This is a genomic window from Mangrovimonas aestuarii, from assembly GCF_028767185.1.
GTDB classification, from domain to species: domain Bacteria; phylum Bacteroidota; class Bacteroidia; order Flavobacteriales; family Flavobacteriaceae; genus Mangrovimonas_B; species Mangrovimonas_B aestuarii.
In genome coordinates this window covers 91,762-105,455 of record NZ_JARACK010000009.1, presented here as the reverse complement: position 1 = coordinate 105,455, position 13,694 = coordinate 91,762, and the positions used below count along the sequence as shown (strand labels likewise).

The following is a 13,694-nucleotide window of genomic DNA, read 5'->3' as shown; positions in this document are numbered from 1 at the left end:
CCCTCGAACAATCAATAATATTTCACATTGAAACTTAAAGAAAATTTTCTGAAAATTGCAAAAATCACTTTGGTGCTTACCTACCTTGTGATTATTGCCGGCGCTGTAGTTAGGATGACTGGTAGCGGTATGGGCTGCCCAGATTGGCCTAAGTGTTTTGGCTATTTTGTTCCACCAACAGAAGAATCTCAATTAGAATGGCTCCCTAGCCATGAATATAAAAAAGGACAAGTTATAATCCTTGACGAAAGCTTAAAAGTAGCTACTAAAAGCTTCACCTCATCAGATCAATATTCACCTTCTAATTGGGAAACATACACCAAGCATGATTATGCTATTTTTAACCCTGTTCACACATGGGTAGAATACATCAATCGCCTTTTTGGTGCTCTTGCGGGACTAGCAACTTTACTTATGGCTATTGCTTCACTATACTATTGGAAACAAAACAAAACTATAGCAATATTATCATGGTTGGTGGTAATTGGAATGGGCTTCCAAGCTTGGCTCGGAAAAACGGTTGTTGACTCTAACTTAGCGCCACTAAAAATTACAACTCACATGGTTATGGCTCTTGCCATTGTAGCTGTAATTCTTTATATCATATTTATTTTCAAACCTCTGAATCAATTACAAGCAGTCCCAAACCGATTTAAAAACCTGTTGTTAATTGCATTTGGTCTTACCTTAATTCAAATTATCATAGGAACTCAGGTACGCCAGTTTATTGACGAGCAAGTAAAACTCTTAGGCGATCAGAATCCAGAACTTTGGTTAAACGAAGCTACAATTGAGTTTTATGTACATCGCTCCTTTTCTATCCTAGTTCTATTAGTAAATCTTTGGGCTTTCATTCTTCATAGAAAACACAAACTAGGATTTAATAAACTAAACACAGTATTGTTACTCCTAGCTTTTGAGGTTCTATCAGGTATAGCAATGGCTTATTTCCATTTTCCTTTCGGTTCGCAGACCATCCATTTGGTTTTGGCCTCTATTCTTTTCGGTGTACAGTTTTACATTATTTTAGAGGCTTTTGTTAACCAAAAGAAATTACAATCTTTGTAACTTTGCAGCTCAATATACAACAATGATTTACAGATTTAGAATAGTACTGGATAACGATACGGAAGACGATATTTTCCGCGATATTGAAATCCGTGAAACCGATACATTAGAAGACCTTCACAATGTCATTACCCAATCCTTTGGATTCGATGGTTCTGAAATGGCTTCTTTTTATTTAAGTGATGATGAATGGAACCAAGGCGAGGAGATCTCTTTGTTCGACATGAGTGAAGGTAATGCTCCTGCAAGACTAATGAGTCAAACAACACTTCAGGACACACTTAATGAAGAACAAACCAAGCTGATTTATGTTTACGATTTTCTAAGTATGTGGACATTCTTTGTTGAATTGGCTGAAATTGTTGAGGAAGCTGAAGGTGCAGACTATCCAAACCTAATGTATGTTCATGGGCAAATTCCAGATACCGCTCCAGAAAAAAACTTTGAAGCAGAGGATTTTGATGACGACTACAATGAGTTTGAAGACGAATTTGATGTAGATGATTATGATAATTTCGACTTCGACGAAAACTGGAATTAACTTTATAGCAAACATCCAAATACAAAAGCATCCTTTTTAAAGGATGCTTTTTTGTTTTTGTAACTTTCCAAAACCTAAATAACAAAATAGAATTGTAACAAATCCTATTTACGGTCGTCACATTTATACAACCAAAAAAACGTACTATTTTGGAGCCAATCCTAACCATCAATAACCTTACAAAACATTACGGTCATGTAAAGGCTGTACAAAATCTTTCATTTACAATAAATAAGGGAAATGTCTACGGCATTTTAGGACCTAACGGAAGTGGCAAATCCACAACGTTAGGTATAGTACTTAATGTTGTAAACAAAACATCAGGAGATTTTCACTGGTTTGATGGCTCAATTTCCACTCATGATGCCTTGAAAAAAGTAGGCGCAATTATTGAACGACCAAACTTTTACCCTTATATGACAGCAGAGCAAAACCTGAAGCTGGTGTGTAAAATTAAGGAGGTCGACTTTTCTAAAATTGACGAAAAACTGGAATTGGTTGGACTTTTGGAAAGGAAAGACAGTAAGTTTAAAACTTATTCGCTTGGTATGAAACAACGCTTAGCTATTGCCTCTGCTCTATTAAACGATCCAGAAATACTTATTCTTGATGAGCCTACAAACGGTCTAGACCCTCAAGGAATTCATCAAATTAGAGAAATTATAAAAGGAATTGCAGCTCAAGGCACGACCATTTTATTGGCTTCACATCTTTTAGACGAAGTGGAGAAAGTATGCTCTCACGTTGTAGTACTCCGTAAAGGAGAAAAGCTTTATTCGGGTAGAGTGGATGAAATGATTTCGAGTCATGGCTTTTTTGAACTAAAGTGCAAAGACCGAGAAACTTTATTAAAGCATCTTGAAAAAAACCCTTCTTTTAGTAAGATAAACTCTAAAAATGGAGTAATCACAGCTTTTTTAAATGAACCTATGGAAGCTGATTATTTCAATAAATATATGTTCGACCAAGGTATTGTACTATCTCATATAGTAAAACGCAAGGAAAGCCTAGAAGAGCAATTTTTACAACTAACCGACAATAAATAAACTGCCTCATGATACGCCTTTTAAATCTGGAATTACAGAAATTATTATTAAATCGGACAAGCAAGATTCTCATCTTCGTCTCGTTTGTACTACCGTTTTTTGTAATTCTTCTATCATCATTTAAAATTAACTTTTTTGGCCTGTTTACACTCGAATTAGGTGAATTGGGAATTTTTAACTTCCCTATCATTTGGCACATTACTACTTTTTTTGCTTCTCAGTTTAAATTTTTTTTCGCCATAGTTGTGGTGAGTATGATTGGTAACGAATATAGCAACCGCACTTTAAAACAAAACCTTATTGATGGTTTAAGTAAAAAGGAGTTTATTCTATCAAAGTTTTACACAATTGTTTTCTTTTCGCTAGTATCCACAGTATTAATCACCTTGATTTCACTAGCCATTGGTCTTTACTATTCGAGTTATAACGAGGCTAGTATTATTTTAAGGGAAACCAACTTTATATTTAGTTATTTCATAAAACTAGTTGGCTTTTTTAGTTTGTGTTTGTTTTTTGGAATGTTGGTAAAACGTTCGGCCTTTGCATTAGCTTTTTTATTCATTCTTTACATTTTAGAATGGGTTGCCTACGGTATTATGGCATGGAAGCTAGATAGCGACACTGCCGAAAAAATCCAGAATTTCTTTCCCTTAAAATCCATGTACAAACTGATAGATCAACCATTTCAAAGGGTTATTATGACTAAATTCCCGGATAAAACAGAAATGGTGTACGATTATGCTGTACATTGGAGCGAAATTACCATTGTTTTATTTTGGACTGCCGTTTTTGTCTTTTCGTCGTATGAATTATTGAAAAAAAGAGATTTATGATATATTTGATAGCTAGCCTATCAATAACATGATTAAACACCTCTTTCTACTATTCCTTTTCGTATTTACTGGTTCTTGTTTTTCCCAAGAAGAAGCTGCCAATTGGTATTTTGGCTATGGTGCAGGAATACATTTTAACCAGGCATTAGGTACAGTAGAAACGATGACAAATGGAGTTTTATCTACTAACGAAGGCTGTACTTCCATCTCCAATGGAAATGGAGAACTATTGTTTTACACAGATGGTTCTGTAGTTTACAATAAAAACCATAACGTAATGGCCAATGGTTTTGGCTTATTTGGAGATTCTTCAAGTACGCAATCGGCTATTATTGTACCTAAACCCCAAGATGATAATTTATATTACATTTTTACTGTAGACAATGGCGTAGATGGGCAAAATTTTGGATTAAACTATTCAATAGTAGACATCTCGTTAAATGGAGGACTAGGAGCAGTAACAACAAAAAACATAAACTTGCTTGCCTTATGCTCAGAAAAGATATCTGCCGTTTTAAAAGACTGTAGTGATGAGTCGGTTTGGGTAATAACATTTGCTTCTGTCAATGGCACCTCCAATACCTTTAACACGTTCCATGCTTTTCAAGTAACAGCTTCTGGAGTTAACTCCTCTTCGGTTTCTTCAAACTTCTTTTTGAACATTAATGACCAGCGAGGATACTTAAAACTTTCTCCCGATGGTACAAAACTTGCAAATGCCAATGTAACCGATGGCTTGTTTCTATATGATTTTGATGTTGAAACTGGGCTGGTCAGCAACCAACTTTCTCTTGCCATTAACTCGATTAACGATAAACCCTATGGTATTGAATTCTCTCCTGACAGCAGATTTTTATACGTTCATTCTTCAAACGATGTAAACGTAGATGACGGGACAGATCCTGCTGTTCACAGCTCAACATTAACTCAATTCGACTTAAGCGTCCCTCTTATACAAACATCAGAATTTGAGGTAGAAACACGTCAGCTATACAGAGGAGGTCTTCAATTGGGGCCAGATGGTAAAATATATCGAGCCCTTAGTGCAACTTATAACCAAGGCCTACCCTTTCTTGGAGTGATAAACAACCCAAATCTAGCTGGAGCACTTTGTGATTACCAACACAATGCCATAAGTGTATCTCCTGGTTTTTCAGCCCAAGGACTTCCTCCTTTTATTCAATCCCTGTTCAATACACAAGTAGACATTATAAACAACGGTGTTAGCAACATTAATTTAGCGCTTTGTGAAGGAGACACTTACATTTTAAACGCAGAAGATATTCCAACCGCTACGTATACCTGGATGCTTGACGGATCACCTCTTCCCGAAACAGATCAAGACCTTTTTATTGATGAAAGCGGACATTATCAAGTATATATTGAAGCAAATAATGGGGAACAATGCATAATAGAAGGGCAAGCATATGTTGCTTATTTCGATATTCCCATTGCTAACACTCCAGAAACATTTGAGGCATGTGATGATGACAATGATGGCCATTTCCCTTTTGATCTTAGCTTGAAAGACTCAGAAGTTATAGGCAGTCAAACTAATTGTAATGTGAGTTATTTTGAATCGCTTGAAAATGCTCAAAACAACACTAATGAAATCTCTGCTATTTACACAAATACGGAAAACCCACAGCAGATCTTTGCTCGAATAGAAAGCAATGGAAATTCAAATTGCTTTGACACAACCTCCTTTTACCTAAGCGTATTTCAAACACCGCTCACCAACGATATTCCTGACTTTGAAGTCTGCGATGACAACACAGACAATGATAGTTTTAATGGAAAAACAACAGTTGATCTTTCAGCTTGGAATAGTCAAATTTTAAATGGGTTGAACCCTCTGGAATTCGAAGTTAGCTATCACAGCTCTTTTGAAGATGCCGAAAACAAAATTAATCCACTACCAAATAGTTACTACAACCTAACACCTTTTGAGGAAATCATATATTTTCGATTAGAAAACAAAAATAATATTAACTGTTACATTACTTCACAATTTAACCTTATAGTTAACCCTATACCTCTAGCCATTAATACTACCCTTATACAGTGTGATGAAGATGGTAACTCTGATAGCATCACTATTTTTAACCTTAGTCAGTCGAAAGAGGAAATAACAGCGGGAATCGATAACATTTCGGTTGTTTATTATAGTTCCCTTTTTGATTTCCTATCAGAATCCAATCCAGTATCGCCAAATAGTTATCAAAACTCACAAAACCCTCAAATTTTATATGCACAAGTAATTGATAACATTACTGGCTGTATTAACCTAGCCGAATTGAAACTAGAGGTGAGCACAACAGCTATTCCAGATACTTCACTAGAAGTATGTGATGATGACGGCAATGAAGATGGTTTTCATATTTTCAACCTCAATGAGGCTTTAAACAACATTAACAGTAACCTTCCCAACCAGCTTGAACTAACCTTGTATAAAACTTATGACCATGCACTTCTAGAGATAAACCCTTTAACAACTTCTTTTACCAATACTATCGCATATGAACAAACAATATACGTTAGAGCAGAAAATGATAATGCTTGTTTTGGAATTGGTGAAGTCACACTTGTAGTGCACAAACTACCAAATGTAATTGAACAGGAAACCGTTTATTATTGCCTTAATCATTATCCTGCATCCATCACTTTAACTGGAGGTATTTCAAACGCTCCTAACAGTTATTATTATCATTGGTCTACTGGCGAACAGACTTCCCAAATTCAAGTGAACGAAACAGGAACCTACACCGTAACAATTACAAGTGTGGAAGGTTGTTCTTCTAACAGAACGGTAGTTGTTGAGCCTTCTGGATTAGCTGAAATAGATGAAATTGAAATTCATGATGCCTCACAAAATAATACAGTAACAGTTTTTGTCTCTGGAGAAGGTGAATATCAATACGCGTTATTCTTAGGTAGTTTGGTGGTAGTTCCTTTTCAGGACAGCAATACATTTACAAATGTTCCCCCTGGTATATACACCGTTTACGTTAAGGACATTGAAAACGACTGTGGTCTTGTAGAGCAACTTGTTTCTGTAATAGGTTTCCCAAAGTTTTTCACGCCTAACCAAGATGGGACTAAAGATTATTGGCAGGTTTACGGTATAACGCCCCAATTTCAATCCAACTCAAAAATCTATATTTTTAATCGCTATGGTAAATTCATCACCAAGGTAGACCCATTGAGTCGAGGTTGGGATGGCTCTTATAATGGCACACCATTACCCGCAGACGATTATTGGTTTGTTGTGACCCTTGAAGACGGACGGGTATACAAATCACATTTTTCATTAATCCGTTAGATTTTTTGATTAGGTGTATTCTATTACTATCAATTGAAAATTTGTACTTTTAAGCAATTTTATTACAAATGGTTCGAGTATTATCTGTCATCCTAATAATCTTTTGCAATTTAAAGGCACAAGCACAAAGCATTGAATTGTTTCAACAATTTAATGGTCGTTATGATTATTTGGCAATTGGCAACACCTTGAATATTAATGAGAATAATTTAGATCAAGGCTTTTGTAGTATCCTACCATCATCCCAAGCCACATTAGAGCTCCCTGAAAACACAACCATTGTAGCAGCCTACCTTTATTGGGCTGGATCAGGCCAAGCCGACGAAAATGTAAAATTAAATGACAGTATTGTAACTGCTGCTCAAGCCTATTACGTAAACTATGATGACTCCAACTATGGAACACTGAATTATTTTTCTTGTTACGCTGATGTTACAGACTTAATTACCGATTTAGGCAATACAACCTATGAATTTTCAGAACTCGATATTTCTGAAGCCCTAGCTTCAAATCCAGGATACTGTAATAACAGAACAAATTTTGCTGGATGGAGTGTTTATCTCATTTATGAAGATGAAAACTTACCACTCAACCAAATTAGTTTATTTCAGGGGTTGGACATAATCAACAGAAATAACCAAGAAAAAACAATTATACTGGACAATATTAATGTTTTGGATAACGAAGGAGCGAAAATTGGTTTTTTAGCATGGGAAGGTGATACCAACTTAAATTATGGAGAATCGCTCTTATTAAATGGAAACATACTTTCAAACCCTCCATTAAACCCTGCCAACAACGCCTTCAATGGTACAAACAGTTTTACAAACTCCTCAACTTTCTACAATGGAGACCTAGACGTGTACAATATTCAAAACAACATTGATATAGGAGATACATCGGCAACCATAAAATTAACTACTGGAGATTACGATGCCAATGGCAATCTTTTAGCCGACCTCATTATATTAAACAATATTATTACTGTACTTAATAGTCAATTACCTGATGCCACTGTTCAAATTGACAACGTCCCATTAGATTGTGGAAGTAGAGTAATTGAATTGGAATACACTATTTACAATACCAATGCTACTGACCCACTTCCGGCAAATACCCCTATCGCCATTTACATTGAAGGAGAACTAGTAGGAACAGATGCCACTTTTAACACTCTTCCCATTGATGGGTTAGAACAGCATATCACAACCATTACAGTTCCATCTTCAGTTGAAAGTGATTTTACAGTAGTGGTTCATGTAGATGATAATGGTTCCGGACAAAGTACTGTAACCGAAATTAACGAAAACAACAACAGTAATTCCCAAAGTACTAGTCTCATTAATATTCCTCCTCCCTTTCAGCTTACCTCACTTACAGCTTGCGACGAAGGATATAATACAGCTCACTTTAATTTATGGGAAGGACTTAATGATATTAATATGTCACTATACAACGACTACAGCTTTTACCCTAGTCTGGAAGATCTTGAAGGCGACACCAATGAAATCACAAACCCTTTCCACTATCAAAATATAAGTTTTCCCCAAACAATAGCGATAAAATTGTTCACAGACATCTGTTATGAAATTGCACAATTTGACCTTTTGATAGAGAATTGTCCACCCACAATACCAGAAGTGTTTACTCCAAACAATGATTCGTACAATGATTGGTTTAACATACAAGGTCTTTATAACATTTTTGAAGAGCACCAACTCCTTATTTATAACCGATATGGAGTACTTATCTTTGAAGGTAATAACAATAATCATTGGGATGGTAGGGCAAATCGAGGAATAGGCAGTCAAAATGAATTGGTACCCGTAGGCACCTATTTTTATGTGCTTTACCTTAACGACCCTAATTATAAACCAATCAATGGATGGGTATATCTCACCTATTGATTTACATTAGAACTACTATATCTGCATTTCAATTGATTTTTTTGGGAGATAATCTATTTATCTCTAATTTTTATCCACCCTAACTGTTATATCATTATAACTTAGTAAGAAATGCTATACAGAATAAAACCTATTTACTTTTTTTTACACTTATTTTTCTGTGTCTGTATTTCTGCATATGCTCAACAAATTACTGTTGACGATTCCCAAACTCCACAGCAATTAATACAGAACACTTTGGTTGAAGGTTGTGTTGATATCACCAATGTTATCTCAACGATAAACGGCTCCCAAAGTGGCTTTTCAAGTTTTGGATATTTCGAGGCAGGAACATCTAACTTCCCCTTTCAAAATGGAATAATATTATCTACGGGAAACGCCAATTCTGCAGGTACTCCGGTAAACACGGCAACGCTTAACGAAGGAGGAACAGATTGGGGAACAGACCCAGATCTCGAAACGGCTTTAGGTCTTAGCAATACCCTTAATGCAACCTCTATTGAATTCGATTTCATTTCCATTTCAAGTGAAGTTCAGTTTAATTACATTTTAGCCTCAGAGGAATATTTCGAGTTTAATCCCTGTAACTATTCCGACGGTTTTGCTTTTTTAATTAAAGAGACAGGGAGTAGCAGCCCATACCAAAATTTAGCTGTAATTCCAGGAACATCAACACCAGTAAACACCACAACCATTCATGATCAGATTGCAGGACCTCAAGGTTGCCCTGCCGAAAATTCAGAATACTTTTTTGGCTACAATGTAGGCGACACCAATTTTAATGGACGTACGACTGTGCTTTCAGCCACCGCCAGCGTAACACCCTATACTCAATACCATATTAAACTAATAATTGCAGACCAAACCGACCAATTCTTCGATTCAGCAGTATTTATAGAGGGGAACAGCTTTGCACCTATTTTTGATTTAGGTGAAGACATTACTACCTGTGCTAGCCAAATTACCCTTAATGGAGATATAGATAATCCACAAGCTAATTACGTTTGGCTTCTAGATGACACTCCAATTACCGGTGAGATTTCACCCACTTTATCCGTAACCGAAAGCGGCACTTATACAGTTGAAATTACAATCCCTTTAAATGAAACAAATTGTGTGATTGAGGACAGTATTGTTATTGAACTAAGCTCTGAACAAACCGCCGACCCTATTCCCGATTACATACTTTGTGACGATGCCTCTGAAGATGGTCTGGAAATCTTCGATCTTAATTCAAAAAACGATGACGTCTTAGCTGCCGTTCTCGGAGGAAACTACAGTATTTCTTATCATGCATCACAAGCAAATGCCCAAAATAATAACAATCCCATTACCTCCCCAATTCAAAATGACGGCAATCCTCAAACTATTTATGTCCGTATTGAAGATATTGACAATGGCTGCCTCGCCTTCGCAACCTTCAACCTTGTTGTTGGTGAGCTTCCTTCAATTACCGCGCCCACTCCTTTGGAAGTTTGTGACGATGACATCGCTGATGGCTATACTGCAATTAACCTAACTGTAAAAAATGAAGAGATTACAGGCAACGAAAGCACAAATAATGTAACTTACCATTACACACAAGAAGATGCCGAAACAGGTGAAAACTCCATAGCATCCCCCTACACCAACACAATAACTCCAAGCGAGACCTTATATGTTAGAGTAGAAGACCCTGACACAAGTTGCTTTAACACCACTACATTAACAATTACTGTTCTTCAAACCCCGGTTATTGATACTTCAAACCACTATATTGATGCTTGTGACCCCGAACATGATGGTTTTGCGGCATTCGACTTAACAACAATTATCGATGAAATCATCGATGGCTTAACGGGAGTTTCCACTTCTTTTTACACCTCCTACGATGATGCTGAGACTGGCTCCAACCCTATTGCCAACGAAACCGATTATGAAAACGTCGATCAAAATGTTCAGGTTTTATACATTCGAGTAGTAGATGATGTCACTGGCTGTGTTTCAATCACAGAAGTAGAAATTCACACTAATCTGCTACTAACCGGTACACAAATTCAGGATTTTTCGCTTTGTGATGACGAGGGAGGCGATGGTATTGAAGAGTTCGACCTTGAAAGCATTGCTGATTTTATCGCTTACGATGTTCCTGATGTTTCCATCTCATTTTATGAAACTCAAGAAGATTTAGATAACGGCACGAACCCTTTAAACATTAACCAACTCTATGAAGTTAATATCGAACAAACCCTATACATTCAACTTGATGATGGCAATTGTACTGAGGTTGCTGAAATTACTTTAGAAGTATTCCCATATCTTGGTGACCTTCCCATAGCCCCTATTGATTATTGTGACACAGATGATGATGGGCTCACTACCGTAGATATGCAAGTTATAGACGATATCATTACGGCTAGTTACCCTGGGGTTAGTGTTACTTTTCATCCAACCGAATCAGATGCTCAAGACAACCTAAACCCGCTACCTGATTCTTACGAAAACCAATCCAATCCAGAAACCATTTATGTTCGTTTTGCCAATACTACAAATGGCTGCTCTTCAACCTCATCCTTTGTTCTAAATATTATTCCTGCACCTGCAACATCCCAACCCGAAGATATACTAATATGTGATAATGATCAAGACGGTTTTAGCACCATCAATCTAAACAATATTATTCCCGATATTACCCCGAATACTACAAACTTAATCTTAAACTTTTTTACTGAGTTATCCGATGCTGAAACTAACACCAATCCAATAACCAACACATCTAATTTTCCAACATATAGTCAGACGCTATATTGTCGTGTTGAAAGCAATATTACTGGTTGTTATAATATCGTAACATTTGATGTAATCATATCTACCTTGCCTGAATTCACAGAAATCTCCAATTACCAACTTTGTGAAGATGACAACGATATGGTAACGGATTTTTTCCTAAACGAAAAAGATGAAGAAATCCTTAATGCCCAAACAGATAAAGATGTACTGTATTTTGAAACCCAAACAGATGCCGTTAACAGAACCAATTCTATAGATAAATTCTCGGCCTATCAGAATATCTCTTCCCCTCAAACTATATACGTTAGGGTTGAAAACGTAGATAATATTGACTGCTTCGGAACCAGCTTCTTTACTCTAGAAGTTGCTCCAAATCCCGTCTACAATGAACCTGAAGATTGGTTAATTTGTGATGATAGTGACAACGATGGCATTGCATCTTTTGATCTGAACGAAAAACTAATCGAAATCAGTTTAAATTCAACTGACGAACTAACCATTACTTTTCATGAAACTTACCAAACAGCACAGATGGATATCGCTGCTCTTCCGCTAGAGTACACAAACATCAATAACCCTCAACTAATTTATGTAAGAATTGAAAACCAATTTGGCTGTTCCATTATCTCAGATTTCCAGACAAGTATCATTTCATCTCCTGAAGTTGGAGATTCAGAGCCGATGGTGCTCTGTGATGAGGATTACGACGGCATTACCTCTTTTAATTTATTAGACGCTGAATACGAAATACTTGAGGTACGCCCAGAGGATCTTGAAATCACCTATTTTGAAAATATTGAAGATGCTGACACCAATACAAATCCTATAACTAACCCAGAAGCATATTCAAACCTTACAAACCCTCAAACAGTATATATTAAAGTGACTAACATCATAACGGATTGCTTCAACATAATTCCATTGGATTTAATAGTTAACCTTCCTCCAGAATACAATCCCGTTTCCGAGGTTTCCATTTGCGACACCCCGTCAGGCACTTACAACCTTAACTTAGTAACCCCATTACTTATAAACAACCCTGAATCCATTGATCCGGTTACCGTTAGTTATTACAGCTCAATGAGTGATGCCGAAACAGCAACAAATCCACTCAACAATATTTTCGAGTACACAGCTAGCAGTCACATTATTTATGTGCGTATTGAAAATCCAACTACAGGTTGTTTTCTAACTACCCAATTCACATTGATAATCAACCCAACCCCTCAAGCTAACACTCCCAATGACTTAGTGGTATGTGATATAGACAATGACGGAAGCGCATCTTTCGATCTTAATCAACAAGACTCGACAGTTTTGGGCAACCAAAACCCAAACATATTCACCGTTAACTATTTTGATAGTCTGGCCAATGCCATGTCTGGTAATAATCCATTAGAGTCTCCCTATATTGCATTTAATGGGCAAACCATTTATGTTCGTGTAGAAGGCAGTTCAACAGGCTGTGTTGGCCTTGCCGAATTCATTACCATTGTTAATCCAACACCTGAAATCGATATTCCAGACCAGGTAACGCTATGTACAGACAATATGCCTTTAACGATATCGGCAGATACTGGAATACCTTCTGATACTTACCTATGGTCAACAGGCGAAACAACTTCGGAAATAAACCTTTATGAAGAAGATTTGGGACAACATTGGGTGACTGTAACCAACGAAGTGGGCTGTATATCAACTAAAAACTTCACTGTAATCCCCTCGGAATCTGCTACTATTGAATTTACATCGACGGTTGATTTTTCAGACCCTAACAGCATTACTGTTAACATAACTGGTTCAGGCAGCTATGCCTATTCTTTGGATAATGGCCCCTTACAGAGTTCTAACGTTTTTAACGACGTTTCTCCAGGAGTACATATGGTAACGGTAGTTGACTTAAATGGCTGCTTAGAAGTTTCCCAAGAAGTACTGGTATTTGACTACCCTAAATTTTTCACACCCAATAACGACACCTATAACGACACTTGGCACATCATCGGCATTGAGCAACTCCCTGGCACCATAGTTCATATTTTTGATCGCTACGGCAAACTATTAACTACATTATCTGCTAATTCAGAAGGGTGGGACGGTAATTATAACGGCACCCCTATGCCAACGAACGATTATTGGTTTTTGGCAAAAATTAGACAGGACAGTGAGAGTTTTGATGTAAAGGGGCATTTCACACTTAAGAGATAAATC

The 13,694-nt window shown here is 36.8% G+C and carries 7 protein-coding genes; all 7 read left to right on the top strand.

The window, feature by feature from the left end; all coding sequences use genetic code 11:
• Window positions 1-27: 27 nt before the first annotated feature.
• Window positions 28-1,068, top strand: coding sequence for a COX15/CtaA family protein (locus tag PWU04_RS11880; RefSeq protein WP_274476330.1), 1,041 nt, complete (start codon window positions 28-30; stop codon window positions 1,066-1,068).
• Between the two features lie 22 nt (window positions 1,069-1,090).
• On the top strand, window positions 1,091-1,609 hold the full coding sequence (locus PWU04_RS11875) for an IS1096 element passenger TnpR family protein (protein WP_274476329.1): 519 nt from the start codon (window positions 1,091-1,093) through the stop codon (window positions 1,607-1,609).
• Window positions 1,610-1,758: 149 nt separating this feature from the next.
• Entirely contained in the window at window positions 1,759-2,655 is an 897-nt protein-coding gene (locus PWU04_RS11870; protein ID WP_274476328.1) for an ABC transporter ATP-binding protein, read from the top strand.
• Window positions 2,656-2,663: 8 nt separating this feature from the next.
• Window positions 2,664-3,488 carry an ABC transporter permease gene (locus PWU04_RS11865; RefSeq protein ID WP_274476327.1) on the top strand — a complete coding sequence of 275 codons (825 nt, stop codon included), beginning with the start codon at window positions 2,664-2,666 and terminating at the stop codon, window positions 3,486-3,488.
• Window positions 3,489-3,516: 28 nt separating this feature from the next.
• Window positions 3,517-6,810: a T9SS type B sorting domain-containing protein gene (locus PWU04_RS11860; RefSeq protein ID WP_274476326.1), complete on the top strand. Its 3,294-nt coding sequence runs from the start codon at window positions 3,517-3,519 to the stop codon at window positions 6,808-6,810.
• 68 nt (window positions 6,811-6,878) lie between these two features.
• Window positions 6,879-8,717 (top strand): T9SS type B sorting domain-containing protein, encoded by a 1,839-nt coding sequence (locus PWU04_RS11855; RefSeq protein ID WP_274476325.1) that lies wholly within the window; start codon window positions 6,879-6,881, stop codon window positions 8,715-8,717.
• A 111-nt stretch (window positions 8,718-8,828) separates the two neighbouring features.
• Window positions 8,829-13,691, top strand: a complete 4,863-nt coding sequence (locus PWU04_RS11850) for a T9SS type B sorting domain-containing protein (protein WP_274476324.1) — start codon at window positions 8,829-8,831, stop codon at window positions 13,689-13,691.
• Window positions 13,692-13,694 lie beyond the last annotated feature (3 nt).

Excerpts from the sequence above, each read along its gene's own strand:
- PWU04_RS11865 (WP_274476327.1), top strand. The coding sequence starts at position 2,664 with ATGATACGCCTTTTAAATCTGGAATTACAGAAATTATTATTAAATCGG.
- PWU04_RS11860 (WP_274476326.1), top strand. The coding sequence starts at position 3,517 with ATGATTAAACACCTCTTTCTACTATTCCTTTTCGTATTTACTGGTTCT.
- PWU04_RS11855 (WP_274476325.1), top strand. The coding sequence starts at position 6,879 with ATGGTTCGAGTATTATCTGTCATCCTAATAATCTTTTGCAATTTAAAG.
- PWU04_RS11850 (WP_274476324.1), top strand. The coding sequence starts at position 8,829 with ATGCTATACAGAATAAAACCTATTTACTTTTTTTTACACTTATTTTTC.
- PWU04_RS11875 (WP_274476329.1), top strand. The coding sequence starts at position 1,091 with ATGATTTACAGATTTAGAATAGTACTGGATAACGATACGGAAGACGAT.